The organism is endosymbiont 'TC1' of Trimyema compressum, assembly GCF_001584725.1.
GTDB lineage: Bacteria > Bacillota > TC1 > TC1 > TC1 > TC1.
On record NZ_CP014606.1, the window covers coordinates 118,833 to 142,827 of the forward strand.

Here is a 23,995-nt window from a genome sequence, read left to right on the forward strand (position 1 = left end):
AGAGATGAAAAGTAAGATCACATTATTACCTAGCCAATTAGAAGGCGGTGTTACCATTCCACCATCTAAAAGCCTTGCTCATCGCTATTTAATTGGAGCAGCGCTAAGTGAGGGTCAGAGCTTTATAGAAAATATTGCTAAGTCAGTTGACATTGTAAGTACTATTAATGCCCTTCAAGGTATGGGGGTTTTATTTTTAGAAGAACCTATAAATGATAATATTAGCAATTATGTAGTTAAAGGTGTAAGACGCCCCCTTGTTTCAGGCAATGGTATTTTTGATTGTGCTGAATCTGGTTCTACTCTTAGATTCTTAATTCCTCTCCTTCTACTAACAGGAGAGGAAACTACTGTAATTGGTAGAGGTAAACTTGTTGAAAGACCGTTAGATGTCTATTACGAGCTTTTTGATTTGAAAGAGATTGACTATCAAAAAAATCAAGGGTTGTTACCTTTAAATCTTAAAGGTAACCTGATTGGTGGAATATATCCAATAAGGGGAAATGTAAGTTCTCAGTTTATAACTGGACTTCTTTATGCACTGCCTTTAGTGGCTGAAGATTCCGAAATTATTTTGACAACACCTTTAGAATCTAAGCCTTATGTTGATTTAACATTAGCTGTTTTGAAAGATTATGGAATTGAAATTAATGTGGCTGCTGATTACATCAGTTTTAAAATAAAAGGTGGGCAGGAATATAAAAGTGGTACCCATAGAGTTGAAGGGGATTATTCACAAGTAGCTTTTTATGCAGTTGGTGCAGTGATTGGCAAAAAGCCAATTACTTGTTATGGATTAAAAGAGGATTCACTACAAGGAGACAAGGCCATTTTATCAATTATTGAAGCAATGGGTGGCTCCTTAGAACAACGACAGGAAGCAATTGTTTTTTATCCCTCTAAAACAAAAGGGATTACCATTGATGTTACAGAATGCCCAGATTTAGTACCGGCTTTAACCTTGCTAGGGACATTAAGTGAGGGAATTACTCACATTATAGGTGCTGAAAGACTGAAGATTAAAGAGTCAAACCGCTTAGAATCCTCTGCTAGTGAACTGAATAAGTTAGGTGGAGAGATTATCGTTGAGTCTGAAGGATTACTGATTAAAGGGGTTCCTAATCTAGGTGGCAATGTTGTGGTTGAAAGTTGGAATGACCATAGAATTGCTATGACACTTGCTATGGCAACCCAGAGAATAGAACACCCAATAACGTTAAAAGGATGGGAAAGTGTAGAGAAATCTTATCCGAATTTTTGGGAAGACTATAAAATGTTAGGAGGCACTGTTAATGAATAGCGTTTATACTGGCAATATTACCTTGTCTTTATTTGGAGAATCCCATGGTAAAACTATTGGTATTGTTATGGATGGTTTACCGCCAGGATTTAAAATTGATGAAAATTATATTAAGTTAGAAATGAATCGTCGAAAACCAGGACAAAATAAAATGAGTACACCGAGAAAAGAGTCTGATTCAGCGGAAATTGTCAGTGGTCTTTTTAATGGGTGTACTACAGGGGCACCGTTGTGTGGTCTTATTTATACGGGCGATACAAAAAGTAAGGATTATGGTGAATTAGTTGAAAAGATGAGACCAGGACATAGTGATTATTCAGGTGCCATCCATTATAGAAACCATAATGATTACCGAGGTGGCGGTCATTTTTCTGGACGTTTAACAGCACCACTTGTATTTGCTGGAAGCATCTGCAAACAATATTTAAGAGACATGGGTATTACAATTGGTTCTCATATTCTAAAAATACATAATGTAGAGGATAGATCTTTTCTGATGGAAGATTTAACTCAAGAAAAATTAGAATTATTAAGACATAAAACATTACCAGTTATAGCAGATTCAGATTCTCTTGGTGTAGAAGAGAGAATGGAAGCTTGTATCTTAGAGGCTAGAAAGGAAAAAGATTCAGTAGGTGGTATTGTTGAATGTGTGGCTATTGGATTACCGGCTGGATGGGGAAATCCATTTTTTCATTCAATAGAGAGTGAAATGGCTAGTCTTTTATTTTCTATTCCGGCTGTTAAAGGCGTCAGTTTTGGAGCTGGTTTTGAAATAGTAGATTTATTTGGTTCAGAAGCAAATGATGCTTTTCAAATGGAAAACAATAGCATTGTTACAAAAACCAACCACAATGGAGGTATTCTCGGTGGTATTACTAATGGCATGCCTATCATTTGCAAAGTTGCCATTAAGCCTACACCTTCAATTAGCAAGGCTCAAGAGACGATTAATCGAGTAACAATGGAAAATACGATATTAACTATTGAAGGACGACATGATTCTTGTATTATTCCAAGAGCAATTCCAGTTGTCGAAAGTGCAGTTGCAATTACTTTGTTTAATGCCTATTTGGAGGATAAAAAATGGAGTTAGATTTAAATGAAATAAGGAAAACAATTGATGAAACAGATGAAAAATTAGTAGCCCTTTTTGAGAAAAGAATGGGTTTGGCAAGTCGAGTTGCCACCTATAAAAAAGAAAGAAATCTTCCTATTCTGGATTCTAAAAGAGAAGAAATGGTTACTGAAAAAAATGTTCTTCACTTATCTAATAAAGAATATGCCCCCTATTTAGAAGATTTTTTAAAACAGCTCATGCAAATAAGTCGTTCTTATCAGAGCACCCTATTAGTTAATGAAGCCACAACTTGGCAATCTGTTTTAGGCAATCTTCCAGTTTCAGAAGTTACTAAAAACCCTAAAGTTGGTTATAGTGGTACGGTTGGTTCTTATGGAGAAATGGCTGCTTTAGATTATTTTAGAGATAGTCAACCTATTTGTTATCAGACATTTGAGGAAGTTGTTAATGGGGTTTTAGATGGCAGTCTTGATTATGGTGTAATTCCTTTAGAAAACACATCAAGTGGCGGTGTGTTAGATGCGGTGCGCTTGCTTGAAAAATCACCTGTTTATATTGTAGGTGAAGCAGCAGTAGCTGCAGAACACTGTTTGTTAGGTATAGGCACAATTGATGAAATTAAAACTATCTATTCTCATGTCCAGTGCTTTTTACAATGTAGCGAATATTTAAAGGATAAACCTTGGCATCAAGTTCCCTATTTTAATACAGCTATTAGTGCTGCTTATGTTAAAGAAAGGAAGGATCCATCTAAAGCTGCAATTGCTAGTAAACGGGCAGCAGAAGTTTATGGTTTAAAGGTGCTAAAAGAAAATATTTATCATAATAAAAAGAATTATACGCGATTTGGTATTATTAAAAAATCAATGGAAGTATCAGATGAGGCTAATAAAATTAGTATTGATTTTGTTTTAGATGATAAGCAAGGTTCTCTTCACCCTATTATTAAAACCATTGCAGAACATCATTTAAATATAATGAAAATTGAGTCTAAGCCAATGTTGGGAACACCTTGGGAATATGTCTTTTTTATTGATTTTTCCGGTAATTTAAGAGATAATGAAGTCAAAAGAGCTTTACTTGAAATTAAGGAAAATAGTAAGGAATTTCATTTCAAGGGAAATTATATTGAAAATACAGGGGGATAAATATGGGAACGGAATTTGAAATTAAGTTGGGAGTAGAAAACGAAACTCTTATGAAAGCCATTTTAAGTGATTCGGCAATTAATAGTCTTGGGGAATTTTCCATTGTTTCTATGCACGCCTATTACTACGATACAGCAGCCCTTGATCTTTTAAATGTTAAATATTCACTTCGTGTTAGAAAAGAGAATGGACAATACGTTGCTACATTGAAAACAGGTCATTTTTCAGAAAGCAAAGGTGTGTTTTTTAGAAATGAGTGGAATGTGCCTTTAAAAAACAAAGAGTTCTCTATTGATGTTTTTGAAAAAGAAAAAGAAAACTTGAAGGACATTACTAAAGGAGAAAAATTAAATGTTATTTTAGAAACAGATTTCATTAGAAGAAAAATGGACATTGAGTTTGGCGAGTCTTCCTTAGAGTTAGCAGTAGATCATGGTCGTATTTCTTCTGGTAAGCGGCAGTCTCCTATTTGTGAAGTAGAGGTAGAATTAAAAGAAGGCAGAGAAGAAGATGTCTTTGGATTCATTGAAACGTATTTGAGTAAATATGGTTTGCCTATGGAAGAGAAAAGCAAGTTTGCTAGAGGAGTGTCTCTTTATTTAGGCATATAGTCATAATGAATGTTTATGTAATAATAGAAAAAATCATAGTTTCATGGTATACTATGCAGTAATGATAGATAATAAATTCACTGGAAAGGTGTAATATTATGATTAACTATAAACATTTGTTGGCATTTGTAACTGTCGTAAGAAAAAAGAGTTTTACAGGCGCAGCCAAAGAACTCTATATGACTCAGCCTGCAATTAGCTGGCAGATTAAAAACTTGGAAAATGAAATTGACTTGGTTTTGATTGAACGCAAAGAAAGAGGCACTAAACTCACTGAAGCAGGCAAGCAATTTTATATGTATGCTGAAAAGATTATTAAAGCTCATGAACAATTAATTGAGGAAATGAAACAACTTAAATGTATGGAAAAAGGTAGACTTTTAGTAGGAGCTAGTACTGTGCCTGGAGAATACATTTTACCAGCCTATATGAGTCGCTTTAAAGAAGCCTATCCATTAGCAGATGTTTTTGTTTCAACAGGACCATCGGAAAATATTGGTGAACAATTACTAAGTGAGGATATTCATATTGGGGTTGTAGGTGCTAAACTTGAAGATAGTCGTATTGAGTCTACAGCGTTTAAAAAGGATAAGGTTATTCTTGTTGCAAGTACCGATCATCTTTTAACTGAATTAGAAGAAGTAACTCTAGAGGATGTAGTTAAATACCCGCTGGTGCTTAGAGAACGTGGCTCTGGTGTTAGAAGAACTATAGAAGAGACTTTAGATAAACATAACTATAAATTGCACCATTTCCCATATTATGTTGAACTGAGTGGCAGTAGAGCAGGGATTACAGCTGTAAAGAATTCCAATGCTGTTGCTTGGGTATCGAGTATTGTTGCTAGGGATAGTATAGTTTTAAATGAAATTAAGGAAATACCAATTAAATATGTTGATTTAAACCGACAAATATATTTGATACATCATAAAATTAAAACACTGAGTCCTTTAAGTGAAACTTTTTTAAATTTTATGCTAAAACAGAAGGATTGAAAATGGAAAACTTAAATAAGTATTATGAAATAATTGCTAAAAATAATGGGGCTACTCTATTTGGAGTAGCCAATCTTTTACCTGCAAAAGAATATATTAAAGAAAATTATGATCCTCGATATTTAAATTTAGATAAAGCCATTGTTTTAGGGGTTCCTTATCCAAAGGAAATTGTAAATGAATTAGCCCAAGGGCCTACTCATACTTATCTTTATTATTATAAAATTTTAAATACAAAGCTTGATGACCTAGCATTACAAATAGCTATTCATTTAGAAGCGGAAGAGGTCATTGTTCCTTTCCTATACCTGCATCGCAAAGAGTAACTGATAGCCGTCTAAATGGTATTTTTCTCACCGGTTAGCTGCTCATTTGGCTGGTTTAGGTTGGATTGGAAAAATGCTTCACTAATTACAAAAGAATATGGTCCTAGACTTCGTTTAGTAACTATTCTTACTTATGCACAATTACTTTGCAATGAGCCTTTTGAAGGAGATTATTGTGGAAACTGTACTGCTTGTCAAGAGGCCTGTCCATCAGGCGCAATTCTAGGCGCCTCTTTTAAGGCTACTGATTCTCTTGAAAAACGGTTTATTGGAGAACGCTGCGATGTTCATTTAAGTAAAGTTAGAAATACATTTGAGAAACGTATATGTGGTAAGTGTTTAAGTGTTTGTCCCCATGGAAGATAGGAGTTATGTGAAATGGAATATACCAAAAAGAATGTTTGGGATGAAGTTGAAGATAAAAATTCAATTTTTAAATTTAGTAAAGGCTACTTATCTTTCTTGACAGCTGTAAAAACTGAAAGAGAAGCAGTTAATTATTTAGAAGAAGAAGCAAAAAAAGAAATTATGTTGATTTAAAGACCGTAGATAAATTGCTAGAAAATCAACCTTTTTATTTTAATCATAGAAATAAATCCTTTTTTTATGGGAACTATTTCTGGCTTGCTTAAAGAGGGAATGCATTTTCTTGGTGCTCATATTGATGCACCAAGATTAGACATTAAAAGTCAGCTTTTATATGAAGAAGAAGGTGTTGCTTTGTTTAAAACCCACTATTATGGTGGTATTAAAAAATATCAGTGGGTTACAATGCCTCTATCTCTTCATGGCGTAGTTTACAAAAAGATGGTTCAAAAGTTACTGTTGCAATCGGTCATAGAAATACTGATCCAGTATTTACTATTACAGATTTATTTCCTCACTTAGCTAGAACACAAATACAAGAAACTATGGAGAAGGGAATTAAGGGTGAACAACTCAATGTTTTAGTTGGCAGTATGCCTGTTGAAAAAAGCCAAGAATAAAGAAGAAAAGGTAGAATAAAGAAATTAATATTAGACTATTTAGGAAAAGAATATGGCATAGAAGAAGATTTTTTAAGAAGTGAATTAGAAATTGTACCAGCATTTACACCGAGAGATGTTGGTTTGGATAGAAGTATGGTTGGTGCCTATGGACAAGACGACAGGGTTTGTTCTTATACATTAATGGAAAGTTTGTTTGAATCTAAGTCTCTTAAAAAATCTGTGCTAGCTTGTTTTTTGATAAAGAAGAAATTGGCAGCAGTGGTGATACAGGGGCTAAATCAAGAGTTTTAGAGTATCTTGTCACTTTATTAATTGAGAAAATAGGAGAAAAAGTTGCTCCTCTAGAGGTTTTATATAATTCAAAGGCCTTGTCTTCAGATGTTAGTGCTTGCGATGATCCAAGTTATCCAGGCGCTTTTGATAACTATAACAAGGCAACTATTGGTAATGGTGTTGTTATTTCAAAATATACAGGCTCAGGTGGTAAATACGATGCTAACGATGCCAGTGCAGAATATGTAGCTGAAATAATGTCTATTTTAGATAAACATAACGTTATTTACCAGTTTGGAGAATTAGGAAAAGTTGATGAAGGTGGCGGTGGAACTATTGCTCAATATCTATCAGAACTAGGAATGGAAATTATATATATATTGGAACTGGTTTACTGAGTATGCATTCACCATTTGAAATTGCTTCAAAAGGCGATATTTATATGACGTATTTGGCAAAAAGGTTTTATAGAAAGTTAGGAAGGTATAGGTATGATTAAATTAACACAAAAAGTAAAAGCAGCTGGTTGAGCAGCAAAGGTGGGGCCGGGGGTCCTCAGTGAAGTACTAAAGGATTTAAGCCGTTTTGAAGACCCGGCAGTGTTAGTTTGTGGCGATACCTATGATGATGCTGGTGTTTACCAGTTGACTGAAGATATTGCATTAGTTCAGACAGTAGACTTTTTTACACCGATGGTAGATGATCCTTATATGTTTGGGAAAATAGCTGTTGCCAATGGTTTAAGTGATGTTTATGCTATGGGAGGGATTCCCAAAACTGCATTGAATGTAGTAACATTTCCAGTAGACTGTCTGGACGTCAGTATTTTAGGGGATATTCTAAAAGGTGGTGCTGACAAGCTGAAGGAAGCAGAGGTTTCGCTTTTAGGAGGACATACAGTTGAAGATGATGAGCCTAAGTATGGGGTTTCAGTTACTGGTATTGTTCATCCAAAAGGCATTTGGACTAATGAAGGTGCAGCAGTTGGAGATGTTTTAATTTTAACTAAACCTTTGGGAACTGGTTTAATTACGACGGCTATTAAAGGAGAACTAGCAACTACGGAAGAAATAAATGAGGCGTCTCAATCAATGGAAACTTTAAATAAGCTAGCAGCAGAAGTAGCGCATAAAGTAGGCCAGGTTCATGGCTGTACGGACATTACAGGTTTTGGCTTTACTGGACATCTTCTTGAAATGGTAGGAACAGCCTCTATTTCATTTTTAATTGATTCAAAAAAATTAAATTTTTTACAAGGTGCCCTAGAATATGCTAAAATGGGTTTAATACCAAAAGGCGCAGAAAACAATAGACGTTTTGTGAATGATAGAGTTGATTTTAAGGTAGAGGAATATATGGAAATGACTTTAGTTACCCCAGAAACATCTGGGGGGCTTGTTTTGGCTTTTAATAAAAATCAAGCAGAAGATTATTTAAAAGAAATGCAAAAAAGAAATCAACTAGCTTATGTCATTGGCGAAATTATACCTGAGAGAACAAAAAAACTTATAATTAAATAAAATAAAGGAAGGTGTCATCATGAATGGTTACAAAAATATTGTCGTTGGAGTAGATACATCACCACAAGCCTATGAGGTTTTTAAGAAAGCGATGGATGTTGCTAAAACGGAAGGTAGTACACTGCATATTGTTTCAGCAGTACCTTTTATTCCAGATACAGATGTTATTAACACAACCATTGAACTAGGTGTAACACCTAGTGTTCGACAAGAACAGGAATTTGCTGTAGAAATAAAGGAAAGAAGAGCAATCCTGGAGACTTACGTTGCCGAGGCTAAAGAATACGGTGTTGAAACAGTAACGCTTACTATTGAATCTGATCACTCCAAAAACCTAATATTAACAGAATTAGAAGACTTTGAAGGTGCATTAATTGTTATTGGTGCCAGTACTAAAACACCATTAAAACGTTTTATGATTGGTTCGACTGCAAAATATTTAGCAACCCACGCACCATGTAATATTTTAATAGTAAAATCCTATATGTAATATATTTATAAAAGGGGGAAAAATGAAAGTTGCTACTAAAAAAAGGTTAAAGATCTTATGAATAGATGTTTATATGCTTATCCAAGACTTTTTTGGGAGTTTTTCATTTTCTCATTCTTAGGTTGGATTGTAGAGACTGTCTATGTATATGGAATGACTGGGGAATGGACTATGAGAGGTACATTAGCTTATGGTTTACCAATTATTCATATTTATGGACTAGGTGGACTCATTATAGTTTATTTAATTGGCAAACTTAAGAAGAAGCCTATTGTATACTTTATAGTCAGTGCCATTGTTTTGAGTTTAGTAGAATTAGCTGGTAGCTATTATGAGCAATATTTTATTGGAGAAAGAACTTGGGACTATGCAGATTTACCCTTTAATTATCAAGGACGAATATCCTTATCAACTGCATTGGGGTGGGGAACATTAGCATTTTTAGTTGAGTATATTATTTATCCGGAAATAAGGTGGTTAATTAATAAAATCCCTAGATTGATTTTAATTTACTCATCAATTATTTTGACAATCTATGTATTTATTGTTACAATCCTCAGATATGTTGTCTTTCCAGGTTTTTATTAATGTAAAAAAGCAGTTAAATCTTAATTAGGAAAAAGAACTTTAGATTCTTTTTCCTAATTTTTTTATTGAGGTGAGAAAATGATAAAAAAGAAAGAGGCAATATAACAGTCTTTTTAGCACTATTTTTACCTATCTTTTTTTGTTTTTAGGAGCATTGGTGGATATTGTTTCTATTAAGTATACGACTAATATTTTAAAGGAAACATTGTATGGTAGTTGTGATAGTATACTGTCTCAATACAATCAGCCACTGCGAAATCAATATAGCTTATTTGCCTTAGGAGACGCCATAGAATATTATGAGGATCAGGAAGCTTTGCTATTAGATAATTTTTATGGAAAGGATATTACATTAGAAAATCATAGAATTGAAGTACGGTTACATTTAACAGGAGAGGTTCTAAAAAACAAGTTTTAGAAGAAATGAAAATAGATGGCTTTATTGAAATAAGAAAAACATTAATAGATAAAATAAGTTTCATAAATGATGCTTTAGATTTAGAGAAATTACTGACACTTTTAGGCGAGTCTAGCGGTAATATGGAAACTGTTATTAAAGAAACTGTGGCTGACAATGTTCACGCTATTAAAGATTTAGAAGAGCGGAGAAAAATGGTGAAGGTGATTTAGATGAATTAATTGAGAAAATGTATAAAGAGAATAAAGAACTTTTAATTTTAGCTGAAGATATTAAGGATGGAGAATTAGAGGTTTTAAATAAGGATGAAGAACAAAATACTGGGAACTGGCTGGAGAGCTTTAATATACTGAAGGAAGTTTTTGGAGATGAAGCTGATAATCTTGAAAACGCTAAGAAGAATCCATTAGATTATTTTAATAAAAGTAAAAGGAGACAACAAAATCTATTGAGGAGGTATTAGAAGGTGCATTTATAGACTTTAGAGACCAACTTTTATTAGATGAATATATTTTGAAGAGTTTTTCTACCATGATAGGAGAAGGGCGTGGTGATGTGGAATGGATTATGTCAGGAGAAGGTGGAAAAGGAAAAGTTGTTTTAGAACTATTTTTAATTCGTTTTCTTTTAAATGGTGTAGGTTATATGACAATTGATCCGAAAAGCCCACCAGAACCTATCAGTCGTCTTCTTTATGGTTTGATAGGAGGATTACTAACAGGTATTGCTGATTCTGCAACGTTATTAACTGATGAAAATGGGATGGTGCCTTTTGTGCATATTGTTCCTTCTGGTACAAATATTTGTGAATCATTTCAATTGAGTTATAAAGATCATTTAAGGGGAATGCTTTTGTATCGAAATGAAGATGAAAAACTTTCAAGGGTTCAGACATTAGTCAATAAAGATTTTGGAGCTGAATTATATACAGGCTTTAATTGTGAAGGGACGGTGTCCATTAATTTACTTTTTTTAAAGTGTTTACCAGATGGAACTAAAATACTAGATTGTGAAATAGTAGGAGGTCGTTATTATGTATCCCAAGCTGTTTCAAAAAATTATTAGAAAAGAAAAAGCTAGCTTAGTTGTTGAAGCTGTTATTTTGTTTCCTATTTTTCTGATGCTTATCATTGCATTTATGGCATTAATTCAAATTAATACATTATCCACTTATTTTCGCCATAAAGCTGAAGTGGCCTCTCTCGAAGTTATTACCTTTAATTTAGTTGGAGAAGAGCTGTTAGAAGAATCAGTTTTCATAACAATAGATAAAAAATTTAATATTAGTTATGAAAAATTTAGACAGGGGCTTCTGGAAATGCCACTTATTAGAAATGAGAATTTAGAGGTTATTATGGATTTAAGAGGGAATAGAATTCAGATTGATGTTGTTTATAATATGCCTTTTTGTTTAATTAAACTTATAGAATATCTGAAAGGATTGTTAGAGAACGATGGTAGATAATATGGTCATGGTCAGAAATGGTTATGAGTTAGTAATTTCAGGAAAAAATCCATTAGACAAAAAGGATTATCATCATTTAATTGAAAATAGGCTAGATGAATTAGTACCAGTTTCCCATCATCAAGAGGGGAATACCTATGTTTTAGTTTATGATTTAGGTATTGGTTATTCTATTGGTGAATTTTTAATAGAAAGGAAGATACCATAACCCTCCAACAGATTATTTATTTGTTGGAAAAAGTAATGTACCTAAAACAGCAATACTTTTTTAGATGAAAATAAAATATATACTTCTTTATTCCCTCTATTACCAAGGTTCTTTTATGGAAAGGATTTTTCAACTAGTGAGCATGTTCTTTAAACATAAGGAGTGGTTTTCTATATACTTACAAAAAGTAAATCAGTATACTCCTTTTGTAACATTAGAAAATTATTTTGGCTTAATGAATTTATTGGAAGACTCATTAATTGAAAAAGGAGAATTAGATGAAGTTTATAGACCTTTTACAACTGAATCCATATAAGAGTATGAGACACTTATTGAAAATAAATTTACTAAGTATTTTTCTTATACATACATTGTTAATATTTTAAAAGAAAAAACCTTCTTTGGTTAGGGATTTCCATTTTATTTTTAATAGGCTTTTTAATAGGATTAATTTTGTTTTAGTTGACATTTTAGCTACTCAGTGGTAGTATGTTTTAAATAAGTTTTAAAATAGATTTAGCTAAGGAGTGAGTAATGATGAGAATAATAGGAAAAACAGCTATCGTGACAGGTGGAACTGCTGGTATTGGGAAAGAAACGGTGCGACGTTTTGCAGAAGAAGGAGCCAATGTTTTTTATGGGAAGACGAGATGTTGAAGGTAAGGCTCTTGAAGAAGAATTAAGAAGCCAAGGTAAAAATGTTATCTATTTTAAAAGCGATGTAACTTGTGCAGAGAATATGCAAGAGGCTGTAGAAAAAACCTATAATGAGTTTGGTTCCATCGATATTCTTTTTAATTGTGCAGGTACTGCAGTGAATGGAACTATTGAAACTGTAAGTCCTGATGATTGGGATTATATTTTTCAGGTAAATGTTAAGGGGCCTTATTTATTATCAAGAGAAGCATTACCTTACTTAAGAAAAAGCAAAACTGGTGTTATTATTAATGTTGCGTCAACTGCTGGGGTAGTAGGTGCTCCTTTTTTACATGCTTATAGTGCCACAAAAGGCGCTTTAATACAAATTGACTAAGAGTATGGCCATAAGCTATGCAGAGGATAATATAAGAGTTATTGCACTTTGTCCTGGTGCAACTAAGACAGACATGATGGATGTTGTAGATCAATCTTTTTTAAACAGAATACCTATGAAACGTATGGCAACAACAAAAGAGATAGCTGGAACAGCAGCTTTTCTTGCCAGTGATGATGCAGGTTTATTACTGGAGCAACTATTTTAAGTGATGGAGGTTTTACAGCTATTTAAAAACCATTGACATTTAATATATCCTTTGTTAGTATTAAAGAGGTGTTGCCGAAGTGGCGGAATGGCAGACGCATACGACTCAAAATCGTACGGGAAACCGTGGGGGTTCGAGTCCCCCCTTCGGCACCATAAAAGCTAGGATACCTTTAAATAGGCAATCCTAGCTTTATTTTTTATCTGTGGCAACAATTTTTTCAATTACATTATGGAATCTATTAAATTGTTCAACAGTCCAGAATTGCATTTCTTTTTTATTTTTAATTTTCACATTTCCAATGACACGGCAAGGATTATTTTTAGTATTATAGTACATCAAGCTGTGATTAAATGCAGATGACATAATGGTATGTAAAAAGCCTAGGGGATTGATTTTCTCTAGGCTTTTTTATTTTTTCATTGAATATATTCTTAATTTTAGATGTGTTCTAATCATAAGGCTATTAAATTAAAATAGATTGTTTTCTTTTTTTGAAATTATTATTGACAAGCAAGCATATTATAGAGTACACTGAAAAACATAATAACGACTGGCTAAATATTTAATGTGAAAGAAGGGAAAATCATGAAAAGTCAAAGTCTAGCCATGTTTAAAAAAGCTATTATGTGTCTATTGATAATAGCAATGTTATTCACTAGTTTGAGTTTTACTCAGCCTTGTTCATTAAAGGCGGAGGAGCCTGTAACTAATCAGACGGAAAAGCCTGATACTATTCAAGAGCAAGTTGTACAGGTTAAAGAAGAAGCCTCAATTGTAGGCTTACAACCTTTAGAGAATATACCCGCTAATCAGTGTCAGAAACAGGAAAAAACTTATTGATAAATGGAGGATTTGAAGACTCTTATGGTTCAATTAGTAATATTGGTGTTACGCAAGTAAGCGTAAATCAAAGTAATGGATGGCATGGAATACCGAATGAAGATAAGATAATGGTTTGTAAAGACAAAGGCCGTAGATAATGGAATTCCAAGCCATAGTGGAAAAGTTTTGGCAGAAATTAATGGTAATTTTCCAAATACTGGCTTTGCATCATATTATAGAACTATTCAAACAGAAAAGAATTCTTTGTATAAATGGTCATTTTGGCATCGAGGCAGACATGGCATAGATACTGCTAGAGTTTGGGTGAATAATGAAAGTAACATAGTAAGTGATGAAAATGGAACAACTGAATTTCTTGATAATAATTCAGCTTGGGGATATCATCAAGGGCATATAAACCCAGAAAATTCTAGCGAAATTAAATTAGGGTTTCAAGAATATAGAGTATCAGATAATTATTATTATAAATGGTAACTTTATAGATGATTGCAGTCTAATAAAAATAGCATCACCAACAACTAAAGTAATAAGTATAGGTGACTCAGTACCAGCTGACAGCACACTAGTATCCTTTGCAGAGAACGGGTATAGAGTAGTAAAAGCAGATCCGGCACCTGATTTTTCAACTACAGGAATAAAACAAGTGAAAATGAATATTATAGATTCATCTAATAGAATAGTTGGAAGTGTTGAATCAACAGTAGTTGCAATAGAAAGAGTTCATATATTATATTTTGATTTAAATAGTAATAACGGAATTACTCCAAATAATCAAGTAATAAGAACAAGAGATTTAGCAAGAGTTGTAGATAATCCAATAAGAGAAGGCTATACATTTAGTGGATGGAATACAGAAGCAGATGGCAGTGTGGATTACAGTGGGATTTTAATAAAACAACAATGCTAGGTTATGATACAACCTTATATGCCCAATGGCAACAAAATAAGCATACAGTAAGCTTTAATGGAACATCAGGACAAGGAATAATGAACCTTATTACCCTTATTGAAAGAGAAAGTCAAAATTTACCAAAAAATGAATTTTTAAGTGATGAAAATACTTTTATAGGTTGGTCAACACAAGAAGATGGAAATATAGAGTATACTGATGAAGCACTATTTACAATGGGAACAAGTGATGTTACTTTGTATGCGGTATGGGAAAAAATTGACATAACATATACATTAGCTTGGAAGAATGTCAATAGAGTAGATAGAAAAAGTGAAATTAAGTTTTAATAGAAGTGAAAAAATAGTCTTCTTTGGAATTAGGAGAAAGAATGTTATTAGCAGAGTGGGGACGTATAGGGGGTTGTAGAAGCCCTCAATGTGTTCAAAGCAGGAAAGCTTAATTTGAGCAAAGGAAGAAAAAGACCTACGAAGAATTTCTTCTTTTTTCATATATTTAAAAAGGACTCAACGACAGCATTGTCCCAAGGATGAGAAAGCTTAGAAAAAGATTGAATGATACCAAAAGAATCAAGGAGCTTTCTAAAGATAAAAGAAGTATATTAGGAACCTCTGTCAGAATGAAAAATAAGAGAAGTAGAAGGTTTTTGAGAATAAAAGGCTTTGATAAAAGTATCCTTAACAAGAGAAGTATCAATTTTAAGAGAGAGCTTCCAAGCAATAATTTTACGAGAAAATAAATCCATATTTAGGTAGTTAGGGCAATCAAAATTGGGAATAGACCTCGGATGAATAAACCGAAGTTTGATAGTAGGCATTTTAGGAAGATTCATGTCAGTCATCAGGCGGCTCGCTCTACCAATACTGATGTTGATGCCATAGTCATAGGAAAGAAGAGCCTTAATCTTAGATGGGCCAATACGTCTCTTAGTAAGATGACAAATCTCCGAGAATAAGCTGACGGAGTTTTTAATTCTCAATAGTTCTAGGAGAAAGTTTTTCCGAAAAGTATTTGTAATAGGAGCTGCGGTTCACTTTAAGGACATGACAAAGAAAAGAGATAGCGTGCTGAAAACGAAGGGTATGAACAGCCATTAATCTTTGTCTGAGTGAGGCGTGAATATGGCAATTGCTTTTTTTAAAATGATATTTTCCTCCTAGAGTCGAGCATTACGCTTTTGAAGATCCTTAATCTGCTTATTTGAAGATCCTTAATCTGCTTAGCGGTTAGAATAGTATCATCATCAATTCTAACCTGAGAATAAAGTTTAATCCACTTGTGTAAAGCAGACATGGAGACACCATATTCTTTAGAAAGTTGGGATTGAGTTTTACCGTTTTGGTGTAAATTAACAATACTTTTTTTAAATTCTTCATCGTATTTCTTGTAATTATTCATAATTTTATCCTTTCTTATGTGTCTACTTATTTAAAACATGTTTCACTTTTTCCTGTCTACTTTTTTAGTATATGTCCAAGAGAAGAAGACATTAAAGGTTTTTGGAATTGTTGCTAAAACAATAACTGTTTTGCTATAATTGGTGTTATAGCAGTTGTTTTATTAATCAGTTTATCAAGATATTCCAGCGAGATAAGTGAAATTATGTTTACCTATAATGCTGTTAATAATCGTTTTTATGAACCTGTTGAGAATAAAAAGGCTTTACAAGGAGTGCCAAATGGTATTGTCTCATCATTTTAGATGATCCTTACTCAGAATATTTTAACAAAGCAGAATTCGGAAATTTTGTTAATCAAATATCTGGCTCATATGGAGGCGTTGGTATTCTTTTAGGCAAAAATGCTGCTGGCTATGTTGAGGCGGTTAAGGCTTACTCTAATACACCAGCAGAAAAGGCTGGGGTAAAAGAAGGTGACTTATTTTTACATGTTGGTGACCTTGATGGAATGGGAAAAAGACTGAAGAGATTAGTGGGATTTTAAAAGGGGAACCTAATACGGAAGTAGCAATAACTGTTTTTAGACCATCTGAAAATAAGGAAATTAATCTTTCCATTACTAGAGAAATAATAAGTTTACCAAGTGTTTCGGGAGGTTTCCTAAAATCTGAATCAGATACTCTTTACGTAGAAATACCTTCTTTTGTTGAAAATACAAGTAGTGAGCTGGAAACTCTAATAAAAGGATTGGATAAAAAACCGAAGAAAGTTATTTTGGATTTAAGAGGCAACGGTGGTGGATTAGTGGAACAAGCTATAAAGGTAGCTTCATACTTTGTTCCTGAAGGAGCCGTATTATATGAATTAGGCAGAGATGCTAATTCCCTTGAAACATTTAATGTAAGTGGCGCTAACTTTCTAGATGTACCACTTGCAGTTTTAGTTGATGGCAATACTGCTAGCTCTTCAGAAATTTTAGCTGGTGCCATTCAAGATAGGCAATCGGGTAAATTAATTGGAGAAACTACTTATGGGAAAGCCGTTATGCAATCTGTTATTCCAACTCCAGCAGGCGGAGGTATTCGTCTAACCACAAAGTGCTATTTAACCCCTAATAAGAGAGATATTAATAAAACGGGTTAAAACCTGATAGAGAATTAGTAATGACAAGTGAAGATTTCTTGAAAATTGATAGAAAGAACTTGCCAGATGAAAATAATGATTTAGCGTTAAAGAAAGCACTTGAATTTTTTAATGAATAGTAGAGGTGTAAATGAATAAATTTAAGCTAAAATCACCTTTTAAACCAAAGGGTGATCAACCTAAAGCAATTGATGAGTTAGTAAAAGGAATGGTGGGTGGAGATGTCCACCAAACTTTATTAGGTGTAACAGGTAGTGGTAAGACATTTACTATGGCTAATGTAATTGAAAAAGTAAATAAACCAACTTTAATTATAGCCCCTAACAAAACATTAGCAGCTCAATTATGTGGGGAATTTAAAGAGTTTTTTCCAGAGAATGCAGTTGAATATTTTGTTAGCTACTATGACTATTATCAACCAGAAGCTTACATTCCTAGATCTGATACTTATATAGCTAAAGATAGTTCTATTAATGATGAAATTGATAAATTGAGACACTCTGCAACCTCTTCTTTATTTGAAAGACGGGATGTAATTATAGTTTCTAGTGTGTCTTGTATCTATGGTTTGGGTTCTCCAGAGGATTATAAGACATTGCTTTTATCTTTAAGAGAAGGCCAAGAAATCTCACGAGATGAAATATTATCTAAATTAGTAGATATTCAGTATACTAGAAATGATATGAATTTTATTAGAAATACATTTAGAATTAGAGGGGATGTTATTGAGATTATTCCAGCTAACTTATCGGAACAGGGCATCCGTGTGGAATTATTTGGAGATGAAATAGAAAAAATGTATGAGTTTGATATTTTAACAGGTGAGATTATGGGGAGAAGGAAACATGTAGCTATTTTCCCGACAAGTCACTATATTGTTTCTGATGATAAAATGCAGAGAGCAGTTAAAGCTATTCAAGAAGAACTACAGTTAAGACTGGCATATTATAAAAGTGAAGGAAAACTTTTGGAAGCCCAAAGACTTGAAGAGCGTACTATGCATGATTTAGAAATGATGATGGAAGTTGGTTATTGTTCAGGTATTGAGAACTACTCAAGACACTTAACTGGTAAAAAACCAGGTGAAATGCCTAATACTTTAATAGACTATTTTCCAGATGACTTTTTGTTAATGGTAGATGAATCTCATGTTACTGTACCTCAAGTTGGTGGTATGTATGCAGGAGACCGTTCAAGAAAAAATGTTTTAGTCGACTATGGTTTTAGATTGCCTTCTGCTCTTGATAACAGACCTTTATCTTTTGAAGAGTTTGAAGGAAAAATTAACCAAGCTGTTTATGTTTCTGCTACTCCTGGAAATTATGAGGCTACACATAGCACAAAAGTTGTTGAGCAAATTATTCGCCCAACGGGGTTATTGGATCCTGTAGTTGAAGTAAGACCGATAAAATATCAAGTGGATGATTTACAATCAGAAATAGAAAAAAGAATTGCTATAAATAATCGAGTGTTGGTGACTACTTTAACAAAGAAAATGGCAGAAGATTTAACCAACTATTTTGAAAATAATGGTTTAAAAGTACGTTATTTACATAGTGAAATTAAAACCATTGAAAGAATGGAAATTATCCGTGATTTAAGGATGGGTGTTTTTGATGTTCTTATAGGTATTAATCTATTAAGGGAAGGTCTTGATATGCCAGAAGTATCATTGGTAGCTATTCTTGATGGTGACAAAGAAGGATTTTTAAGATCAGAGCGCTCACTGATTCAGATTATAGGTAGGGCTGCTAGAAATGCAGAAGGTAAAGTTATTATATATGCGGATAGAATGACGGATTCTATGGAAAAAGCTATTGGTGAAACCAATCGAAGAAGAAAAATTCAAGCAGCGTATAATAAAGAACATGGAATAAAACCAGAAACTATTATTAAAGAAGTTAGAGATATTCTTGAGATTACCTATGAAGGAGAAGCAGAACAGCAGCGAAAATCAATAGGTAAAATGAAGAAACGGGAAATGATGAAGTTAATTAAGGAGCTTGAAGCTGAAATGACTAAAAAAGCTAAAGCATTAGATTTTGAAGGCGCAGCTGAATTAAGAGATATGATTTTAGAATTAAAGACTAGTTTGTAAAAACACATTGCTTTTTAGATTCAAAGGCTTTATAATATAAGTAACAAAGTGGTCATGAAGCCCGACGTATATCCTCAGTAGATAGCGATCTACTGAGGGTTTTTATATAAGCTTAAGAATTTAATTATGAATATGACTTGAAGGAGTTGTTGTAATGAAACAATTAATTAAAAATGCATGGCTTCTAACATTTGATGAAAACTGGAAAGAATACAAAAATGGACATGTATATTTAGAAGAGGATAAAATTGTCGATGTAGGTGACAGTCTTGAAAGAGTAAGTAAATATGATAAGCTAGCAGAAAAAGTAATAGATGCTAAGGGACGTTGGCTATTGCCTGGTATGGTTAATGCTCATACCCATATGTTTCAAACATTCCAAAGAGGATTAGCAGACGATAAACCATTAAGACAGTGGCTTTTTGAAGAAATATATCCTTTTTGTGAAATTATGGAAGAAGAAGATTTCTATTTATCAGCATTAGTAGGTTGTCTTGAAAACTTAAAAAATGGTTCTACCTCTGGAAGAATGTCAATAGAGTAGATAGAAAAAGTGAAATTAAGTTTTAATAGAAGTGAAAAAATAGTCTTCTTTGGAATTAGGAGAAAGAATGTTATTAGCAGAGTGGGGACGTATAGGGGGTTGTAGAAGCCCTCAATGTGTTCAAAGCAGGAAAGCTTAATTTGAGCAAAGGAAGAAAAAGACCTACGAAGAATTTCTTCTTTTTTCATATATTTAAAAAGGACTCAACGACAGCATTGTCCCAAGGATGAGAAAGCTTAGAAAAAGATTGAATGATACCAAAAGAATCAAGGAGCTTTCTAAAGATAAAAGAAGTATATTGGGAACCTCTGTCAGAATGAAAAATAAGAGAAGTAGAAGGTTTTTGAGAATAAAAGGCTTTGATAAAAGTATCCTTAACAAGAGAAGTATCAATTTTAAGAGAGAGCTTCCAAGCAATAATTTTACGAGAAAATAAATCCATAATAACACAGAGATAAGCAAAAGAGGCATTTAAATTAATATAGGTAATGTCACTAGCCCAGACTTGATTGGGCTGAGGAACATTAAAATTTTGATTTAGGTAGTTAGGGCAATCAAAATTGGGAATAGACCTCGGATGAATAAACCGAAGTTTGATAGTAGGCATTTTAGGAAGATTCATGTCAGTCATCAGGCGGCTCGCTCTACCAATACTGATGTTGATGCCATAGTCATAGGAAAGAAGAGCCTTAATCTTAGATGGGCCAATACGTCTCTTAGTAAGATGACAAATCTCCGAGAATAAGCTGACGGAGTTTTTAATTCTCAATAGTTCTAGGAGAAAGTTTTTCCGAAAAGTATTTGTAATAGGAGCTGCGGTTCACTTTAAGGACATGACAAAGAAAAGAGATAGCGTGCTGAAAACGAAGGGTATGAACAGCCATTAATCTTTGTCTGAGTGAGGCGTGAATATGGCAATTGCTTTTTTTAAATGATATTTTCCTCCTAGAGTCGAGCATTACGCTTTTGAAGATCCTTAATCTGCTTAGCGGTTAGAATAGTATCATCATCAATTCTAACCTGAGAATAAAGTTTAATCCACTTGTGTAAAGCAGACATGGAGACACCATATTCTTTAGAAAGTTGGGATTGAGTTTTACCGTTTTGGTGTAAATTAACAATACTTTTTTTAAATTCTTCATCGTATTTCTTGTAATTATTCATAATTTTATCCTTTCTTATGTGTCTACTTATTTAAAACATGTTTCACTTTTTCCTGTCTACTTTTTTAGTATATGTCCAAAATACGCCTGAAGATCAAGTATTGTATGAAGGGGATAAAGCGTGGAATGTTAATAGACCTTTTAGGTTGTGTTATAATTTCAAAGGTTGGAATACAGCTAAAGATGGATGTGGAGAAAACTGGGATTTTAATAAAACAAAAAATGCCAGGGCATGATGTAAAACTATATGCACAATGGCAATGCTGGTGGTAATATAAAAAATATAAGTCAATATTGCTACTGTCTTGATATCAATAATTTTTATTGTGATTTTTTATTTAAGGTAAAACTCCCTAAGCATTATGCTTAGGGAGTTTTATTATATTATGGAACAAAGACCCTTATCCAATAACTGAATGAAATTTAGAATTTTATTAATTATTTTAATTTGGATAAAAATAGAGAAAAATGAAACTTTTTATGCTTGATATGCTTCTAATTAACGTGAAAGAAAAAAGGAGGAGAATATGAAAAAAGAAAAACAAATAGAAAAAGCAATTCGAGGAAACAAAGCTGCACTTGAAGAATTGCTTATTCATATGCAGGAGCAATTATATCGAACAGCCTATATTTATATGAATAACAAAGAAGATGCATTAGATGTAGTACAAGAAACAGCATGTAAAGTTGTTGAATCTATCAAAAGTTTAAAGGAAATCAGATATTTTAAAACATGTGTTATACGGATTTTAATAAACACGGCATATACTGAATTAAGAAAAAGAAAAAATGTTGTTTCATTAGAAGCAGTTTATCAATTAAAATCTTCTAATGAAATGGAGGCTACTGTAATTGAAAGGTTAGAATTAAATAGTCAACTTAAAAACCTAAAAACAAAATATAAAACAGTTATTTTGCTTTATTATTATCATGACTTGTCTATTAAAGAAATTGCTTTTACAATGGATATCCCAGAAGGAACAGTAAAAACTTACTTAGCGAGAGGAAAAGAGCAATTAAAAATCAATATTAGAAAGGAAGAAGAGTATGAAAAATGTTACAACAGGAAATTGATAGTATTGAAGTGCCAAAAGAAGTTACAATAGCTATAAAAAAGGGATGCAAAAAAAATAGGAAAAAGAAAACTTTATTTAAAATAATGGTTAGTGGAATAAGTGCAATTGTACTGACTGTATTAATGGTAGCTGCTATGCCATCTATTTTATCATATTTTCCTACTATAGATAAAATGGAGGACACAATTGGTAGTAAGCTAAAAGCTGAAGGAAAAATAACTCCCCAAAATATTACAGCAGAAGATAAAGGGATTACAATTATTGTAACAGGAAGTTATTTTAATGGAGGACAAATAGGCGTTCTCTACAGTGTAAAGGGATTGCCTAAAGACTGCTCTTCTCCAGAAATTGCAAGTGAAATAAAAATGAATGATGAAAATCTGCAGTTTGCTAATGAGACAGGGCGTGGAACAAATAAACTATTTAAAAAAGATCAAGACACTTATGAAGGTGGGTTCACTATGAGCTATCCAGGTGAAGTAGCTGGAGAAAATTTTACGCTTCCACTTGAGATTAACAATATCTTTGAAGTGATAAATCCGGAAAAGAAAGGTGCTTCATTAAATATAAATGGAAGTTGGAATTTTAATATTCCTATAGGAACGATGAAAGTAGAAATTACTAATGTAAATTCTGTTAAAAGCCTTCCTAATATGGATATAGGTATTAGTAAAATTATAAAAGGAGAATATTGTACTAGTATAGATTATTATGTAGCAAGTAATAAAGAAATATTAGATGCAGATTTATATAGTAAAAATGCATCTACAGGTGAAGAAATTGGTGGGGTTTTTATTTCATCAGGTGCAGTTGTGAAAAAGAAGAAGATATTAGGGGTAATAAAACAACATTTAGAAATCTTATTGAAAATAAACCTAATATTACTCCGGGTAAATTATCCTGCACTATGAATGTAGTTGAAAAAGGAGATGAAGATGATGCTCTTTATTGTCCAATTGGAGCGTTTCCTACTAGTAATCACACAGGCAATCAAGATTATTTAGGCTATAGAATTGAAGGGGATAATATTTATCTGAAATTTAAAATTAATGGAAATGAAAAATATAAGGAAAATCTAGAAAATGGTAAAGATATATTTAGTATTGGAAGTGAGGATTATGTAAAAAATCCCAATTATCCTAATGAAGGATATTTTGGTATAAAATATTTTGATGAGTTAAACTGGTTAGATAGAGAACAAGGAATTGCTGAAGTTAAATTCAATAGTAACAATACAATGTCTGATATTCCTAAATCTCATTCAAGTAAAGACTATTTTAAAATTGACAGTGCTTACATCAGAATAGGTATTCTCAATTCTAATGTTGAAATTGATGGTTTAGAAGTTAATATGGGTAATTAAAACATAATTAGGAGACAAATTTAAAGCATTTAGTCACCAAACGATGTATTTATTGCATAAGAAAAATATATCCGTTAGCCCTAGGAGAAATAAATAAGGGCTACCATTAAATAAAGAATGAAGAAAAAGGAATGCTTTTTAGGAAATTAATTGAGTATTCAAGATTCATAATGTTATATATAATTAATTGATACAAAAGATAGTAGTTGCTGTGAATATTTGCTATAAGAAATGTATATAAATAATTAATTAAAATTTGGATTAAAATAAAAAAACTATAGTTATATATATGAACAGAGTAAATCGCTTGTTTAATTCAAAATAAACAAGCGATTTTAATTAATTGAGAGTATGCTTTAGATTTATAGGATTTTTGTAATAGGTATTAATGTTGATTTTTTAGTAAAATATTTCATGTGTTTAGTATCTTTTTAACATTCTATAGATTATAAAAAATGAAAACATTTTCTTAATATTTTTTTAAAAAAACTTGTATTTTGATTTTATGTGCAATATACTAAAAAAATCGGTTGTATAAAAATACAAAAAAGGAAATAGATATAAACAATATCTGTGGATAAATATAACATACTTTTTTTATTTATGCAACCCTTTATTATTATATTTAAAATAAAAAAATTAATAGTAGCTCTCAAGGCATGGAATAAAGTAGCCATATTCAAAAATATTAGATTGAGAGGCCTATTTATTATAAAAGGTAAAGGAGAAATTGTTATATGTTTGAAAAACTTTTTAAGTTAAAAGAAAATAACACTACAGTTAAAGTTGAACTTTTAGCT

At 32.5% G+C, this 23,995-nt stretch carries 39 protein-coding genes, 1 tRNA gene and 1 pseudogene; 37 read left to right on the forward strand and 4 right to left on the reverse strand.

Translation table 11 applies throughout. The annotated features are described in order from the left end of the window. Nucleotides 1-4: 4 nt before the first annotated feature. From aroA to AZF37_RS00880, 25 genes are all read left to right on the forward strand, one after another. Nucleotides 5-1,300 (forward strand): 3-phosphoshikimate 1-carboxyvinyltransferase, encoded by a 1,296-nt coding sequence (gene aroA, locus AZF37_RS00775; RefSeq protein WP_088369150.1) that lies wholly within the window; start codon nucleotides 5-7, stop codon nucleotides 1,298-1,300. Further along, nucleotides 1,293-2,396 (forward strand): chorismate synthase, encoded by a 1,104-nt coding sequence (gene aroC / locus AZF37_RS00780; protein ID WP_088369151.1) that lies wholly within the window; start codon nucleotides 1,293-1,295, stop codon nucleotides 2,394-2,396. The genes aroA and aroC overlap by 8 nt, the downstream gene beginning before the upstream one ends. Continuing rightward, nucleotides 2,387-3,529, forward strand: a complete 1,143-nt coding sequence (locus tag AZF37_RS00785; protein WP_088369152.1) for a chorismate mutase — start codon at nucleotides 2,387-2,389, stop codon at nucleotides 3,527-3,529. Before aroC ends, AZF37_RS00785 begins: the two co-directional genes overlap by 10 nt. 2 nt (nucleotides 3,530-3,531) lie before the next feature. Then, on the forward strand, nucleotides 3,532-4,140 hold the full coding sequence (locus AZF37_RS00790) for a CYTH domain-containing protein (RefSeq protein WP_088369153.1): 609 nt from the start codon (nucleotides 3,532-3,534) through the stop codon (nucleotides 4,138-4,140). 98 nt (nucleotides 4,141-4,238) lie between these two features. After that, the gene (locus AZF37_RS00795; RefSeq protein ID WP_088369154.1) at nucleotides 4,239-5,135 is read left to right on the forward strand and encodes a selenium metabolism-associated LysR family transcriptional regulator; all 897 of its coding nucleotides are present in this window, start codon (nucleotides 4,239-4,241) and stop codon (nucleotides 5,133-5,135) included. 2 nt (nucleotides 5,136-5,137) lie between these two features. Then, a complete protein-coding gene (locus AZF37_RS00800; RefSeq protein WP_088369155.1) occupies nucleotides 5,138-5,461 on the forward strand; it encodes a hypothetical protein in 324 nt (107 codons plus the stop codon). A gap of 60 nt (nucleotides 5,462-5,521) precedes the next feature. Continuing rightward, nucleotides 5,522-5,827, forward strand: a complete 306-nt coding sequence (locus AZF37_RS00805) for a 4Fe-4S double cluster binding domain-containing protein (RefSeq protein ID WP_162473772.1) — start codon at nucleotides 5,522-5,524, stop codon at nucleotides 5,825-5,827. A 12-nt stretch (nucleotides 5,828-5,839) separates the two neighbouring features. Then, complete coding sequence (locus AZF37_RS11150) at nucleotides 5,840-6,001, forward strand: hypothetical protein (RefSeq protein ID WP_245611983.1); 162 nt, start codon at nucleotides 5,840-5,842, stop codon at nucleotides 5,999-6,001. A gap of 66 nt (nucleotides 6,002-6,067) precedes the next feature. Continuing rightward, the gene (locus tag AZF37_RS11155) at nucleotides 6,068-6,349 is read left to right on the forward strand and encodes a hypothetical protein (protein ID WP_245611984.1); all 282 of its coding nucleotides are present in this window, start codon (nucleotides 6,068-6,070) and stop codon (nucleotides 6,347-6,349) included. Nucleotides 6,350-6,504: 155 nt separating this feature from the next. Beyond that, the gene (locus AZF37_RS12005; RefSeq protein WP_281178925.1) at nucleotides 6,505-6,741 is read left to right on the forward strand and encodes a hypothetical protein; all 237 of its coding nucleotides are present in this window, start codon (nucleotides 6,505-6,507) and stop codon (nucleotides 6,739-6,741) included. Next, nucleotides 6,678-7,121, forward strand: coding sequence for a zinc-binding metallopeptidase family protein (locus AZF37_RS11160; protein WP_281178888.1), 444 nt, complete (start codon nucleotides 6,678-6,680; stop codon nucleotides 7,119-7,121). The genes AZF37_RS12005 and AZF37_RS11160 overlap by 64 nt, the downstream gene beginning before the upstream one ends. Nucleotides 7,122-7,214: 93 nt before the next feature. Continuing rightward, nucleotides 7,215-8,243 carry a selenide, water dikinase SelD gene (selD, locus tag AZF37_RS00815; protein ID WP_425425435.1) on the forward strand — a complete coding sequence of 343 codons (1,029 nt, stop codon included), beginning with the start codon at nucleotides 7,215-7,217 and terminating at the stop codon, nucleotides 8,241-8,243. A gap of 19 nt (nucleotides 8,244-8,262) precedes the next feature. After that, complete coding sequence (locus AZF37_RS00820; RefSeq protein ID WP_088369158.1) at nucleotides 8,263-8,733, forward strand: universal stress protein; 471 nt, start codon at nucleotides 8,263-8,265, stop codon at nucleotides 8,731-8,733. A gap of 57 nt (nucleotides 8,734-8,790) precedes the next feature. Then, nucleotides 8,791-9,321, forward strand: coding sequence for a putative ABC transporter permease (locus AZF37_RS00825; RefSeq protein WP_088369159.1), 531 nt, complete (start codon nucleotides 8,791-8,793; stop codon nucleotides 9,319-9,321). 154 nt (nucleotides 9,322-9,475) lie between these two features. Then, nucleotides 9,476-9,739: a hypothetical protein gene (locus AZF37_RS00830; RefSeq protein ID WP_172793058.1), complete on the forward strand. Its 264-nt coding sequence runs from the start codon at nucleotides 9,476-9,478 to the stop codon at nucleotides 9,737-9,739. Between the two features lie 5 nt (nucleotides 9,740-9,744). Beyond that, nucleotides 9,745-9,951, forward strand: coding sequence for a hypothetical protein (locus AZF37_RS00835; protein WP_088369161.1), 207 nt, complete (start codon nucleotides 9,745-9,747; stop codon nucleotides 9,949-9,951). 17 nt (nucleotides 9,952-9,968) lie between these two features. Continuing rightward, entirely contained in the window at nucleotides 9,969-10,202 is a 234-nt protein-coding gene (locus tag AZF37_RS00840) for a hypothetical protein (RefSeq protein ID WP_088369162.1), read from the forward strand. 68 nt (nucleotides 10,203-10,270) lie between these two features. Further along, on the forward strand, nucleotides 10,271-10,804 hold the full coding sequence (locus AZF37_RS00845) for a hypothetical protein (protein ID WP_088369163.1): 534 nt from the start codon (nucleotides 10,271-10,273) through the stop codon (nucleotides 10,802-10,804). Continuing rightward, nucleotides 10,773-11,204: a hypothetical protein gene (locus AZF37_RS00850; RefSeq protein WP_088369164.1), complete on the forward strand. Its 432-nt coding sequence runs from the start codon at nucleotides 10,773-10,775 to the stop codon at nucleotides 11,202-11,204. Before AZF37_RS00845 ends, AZF37_RS00850 begins: the two co-directional genes overlap by 32 nt. Next, nucleotides 11,194-11,412, forward strand: a complete 219-nt coding sequence (locus AZF37_RS00855; RefSeq protein ID WP_088369165.1) for a hypothetical protein — start codon at nucleotides 11,194-11,196, stop codon at nucleotides 11,410-11,412. Before AZF37_RS00850 ends, AZF37_RS00855 begins: the two co-directional genes overlap by 11 nt. Before the next feature lie 115 nt (nucleotides 11,413-11,527). Then, nucleotides 11,528-11,728, forward strand: coding sequence for a hypothetical protein (locus AZF37_RS00860; RefSeq protein WP_162473773.1), 201 nt, complete (start codon nucleotides 11,528-11,530; stop codon nucleotides 11,726-11,728). Nucleotides 11,729-11,946: 218 nt separating this feature from the next. After that, nucleotides 11,947-12,069, forward strand: a complete 123-nt coding sequence (locus AZF37_RS00865; protein WP_088369167.1) for an SDR family NAD(P)-dependent oxidoreductase — start codon at nucleotides 11,947-11,949, stop codon at nucleotides 12,067-12,069. Continuing rightward, nucleotides 12,050-12,445 carry an SDR family NAD(P)-dependent oxidoreductase gene (locus tag AZF37_RS12010; protein ID WP_281178889.1) on the forward strand — a complete coding sequence of 132 codons (396 nt, stop codon included), beginning with the start codon at nucleotides 12,050-12,052 and terminating at the stop codon, nucleotides 12,443-12,445. Before AZF37_RS00865 ends, AZF37_RS12010 begins: the two co-directional genes overlap by 20 nt. After that, the gene (locus tag AZF37_RS12015) at nucleotides 12,438-12,653 is read left to right on the forward strand and encodes an SDR family oxidoreductase (RefSeq protein WP_088369169.1); all 216 of its coding nucleotides are present in this window, start codon (nucleotides 12,438-12,440) and stop codon (nucleotides 12,651-12,653) included. Before AZF37_RS12010 ends, AZF37_RS12015 begins: the two co-directional genes overlap by 8 nt. 73 nt (nucleotides 12,654-12,726) lie before the next feature. Beyond that, nucleotides 12,727-12,808: transfer RNA gene (locus AZF37_RS00880), tRNA-Leu, on the forward strand. A gap of 37 nt (nucleotides 12,809-12,845) precedes the next feature. Here the strand turns inward: AZF37_RS00880 and AZF37_RS10145 are convergent. Next, the gene (locus AZF37_RS10145) at nucleotides 12,846-13,019 is read right to left on the reverse strand and encodes a hypothetical protein (RefSeq protein WP_162473775.1); all 174 of its coding nucleotides are present in this window, start codon (nucleotides 13,017-13,019) and stop codon (nucleotides 12,846-12,848) included. Between the two features lie 222 nt (nucleotides 13,020-13,241). Between AZF37_RS10145 and AZF37_RS00885 the strand changes: the two genes are divergently transcribed. The 5 genes from AZF37_RS00885 (at nucleotide 13,242) to AZF37_RS00900 (ending at nucleotide 14,738) form a co-directional block, all read left to right on the forward strand. After that, nucleotides 13,242-13,496 carry a hypothetical protein gene (locus AZF37_RS00885; RefSeq protein ID WP_088369170.1) on the forward strand — a complete coding sequence of 85 codons (255 nt, stop codon included), beginning with the start codon at nucleotides 13,242-13,244 and terminating at the stop codon, nucleotides 13,494-13,496. Beyond that, nucleotides 13,493-13,636: a hypothetical protein gene (locus AZF37_RS10150; protein WP_162473776.1), complete on the forward strand. Its 144-nt coding sequence runs from the start codon at nucleotides 13,493-13,495 to the stop codon at nucleotides 13,634-13,636. The genes AZF37_RS00885 and AZF37_RS10150 overlap by 4 nt, the downstream gene beginning before the upstream one ends. A gap of 28 nt (nucleotides 13,637-13,664) precedes the next feature. Then, nucleotides 13,665-13,973, forward strand: coding sequence for a hypothetical protein (locus AZF37_RS00890; RefSeq protein WP_088369171.1), 309 nt, complete (start codon nucleotides 13,665-13,667; stop codon nucleotides 13,971-13,973). Nucleotides 13,974-14,148: 175 nt separating this feature from the next. Further along, a complete protein-coding gene (locus tag AZF37_RS00895) occupies nucleotides 14,149-14,406 on the forward strand; it encodes an InlB B-repeat-containing protein (protein ID WP_162473777.1) in 258 nt (85 codons plus the stop codon). Next, nucleotides 14,400-14,738: an InlB B-repeat-containing protein gene (locus AZF37_RS00900; RefSeq protein WP_088369297.1), complete on the forward strand. Its 339-nt coding sequence runs from the start codon at nucleotides 14,400-14,402 to the stop codon at nucleotides 14,736-14,738. The genes AZF37_RS00895 and AZF37_RS00900 overlap by 7 nt, the downstream gene beginning before the upstream one ends. On the opposite strand, the pseudogene AZF37_RS00905 reads toward AZF37_RS00900, so the two are convergent. Next, a pseudogene (locus AZF37_RS00905) lies at nucleotides 14,728-15,807 on the reverse strand (DDE-type integrase/transposase/recombinase). The gene AZF37_RS00900 and the pseudogene AZF37_RS00905 sit on opposite strands and share 11 nt — an antisense overlap. Before the next feature lie 631 nt (nucleotides 15,808-16,438). Here AZF37_RS00905 and AZF37_RS00910 point away from each other — a divergent pair. From AZF37_RS00910 to AZF37_RS00920, 3 genes are all read left to right on the forward strand, one after another. Continuing rightward, entirely contained in the window at nucleotides 16,439-16,951 is a 513-nt protein-coding gene (locus AZF37_RS00910; protein ID WP_281178926.1) for a S41 family peptidase, read from the forward strand. Between the two features lie 130 nt (nucleotides 16,952-17,081). Then, a complete protein-coding gene (gene uvrB / locus AZF37_RS00915; RefSeq protein WP_088369175.1) occupies nucleotides 17,082-19,049 on the forward strand; it encodes an excinuclease ABC subunit UvrB in 1,968 nt (655 codons plus the stop codon). A gap of 154 nt (nucleotides 19,050-19,203) precedes the next feature. Then, nucleotides 19,204-19,593 (forward strand): amidohydrolase family protein, encoded by a 390-nt coding sequence (locus AZF37_RS00920; protein WP_088369176.1) that lies wholly within the window; start codon nucleotides 19,204-19,206, stop codon nucleotides 19,591-19,593. Nucleotides 19,594-19,777: 184 nt separating this feature from the next. Here the strand turns inward: AZF37_RS00920 and AZF37_RS12995 are convergent, their stop codons facing one another. Then, the gene (locus tag AZF37_RS12995) at nucleotides 19,778-20,362 is read right to left on the reverse strand and encodes an IS3 family transposase (protein ID WP_425425424.1); all 585 of its coding nucleotides are present in this window, start codon (nucleotides 20,360-20,362) and stop codon (nucleotides 19,778-19,780) included. A 176-nt stretch (nucleotides 20,363-20,538) separates the two neighbouring features. Next, nucleotides 20,539-20,757 (reverse strand): transposase, encoded by a 219-nt coding sequence (locus AZF37_RS13000; RefSeq protein WP_088369221.1) that lies wholly within the window; start codon nucleotides 20,755-20,757, stop codon nucleotides 20,539-20,541. 37 nt (nucleotides 20,758-20,794) lie between these two features. On the opposite strand from AZF37_RS13000, the gene AZF37_RS10155 reads away from it, so the two are divergent. The 4 genes from AZF37_RS10155 (at nucleotide 20,795) to AZF37_RS00940 (ending at nucleotide 23,195) form a co-directional block, all read left to right on the forward strand. Continuing rightward, a complete protein-coding gene (locus AZF37_RS10155; protein ID WP_162473778.1) occupies nucleotides 20,795-20,992 on the forward strand; it encodes an InlB B-repeat-containing protein in 198 nt (65 codons plus the stop codon). A 291-nt stretch (nucleotides 20,993-21,283) separates the two neighbouring features. Then, entirely contained in the window at nucleotides 21,284-21,862 is a 579-nt protein-coding gene (locus tag AZF37_RS00930; protein ID WP_088369177.1) for a sigma-70 family RNA polymerase sigma factor, read from the forward strand. Beyond that, complete coding sequence (locus AZF37_RS00935) at nucleotides 21,811-22,743, forward strand: DUF4179 domain-containing protein (protein WP_088369178.1); 933 nt, start codon at nucleotides 21,811-21,813, stop codon at nucleotides 22,741-22,743. Before AZF37_RS00930 ends, AZF37_RS00935 begins: the two co-directional genes overlap by 52 nt. Then, nucleotides 22,740-23,195: a hypothetical protein gene (locus AZF37_RS00940; protein WP_088369179.1), complete on the forward strand. Its 456-nt coding sequence runs from the start codon at nucleotides 22,740-22,742 to the stop codon at nucleotides 23,193-23,195. Before AZF37_RS00935 ends, AZF37_RS00940 begins: the two co-directional genes overlap by 4 nt. Nucleotides 23,196-23,995 lie beyond the last annotated feature (800 nt).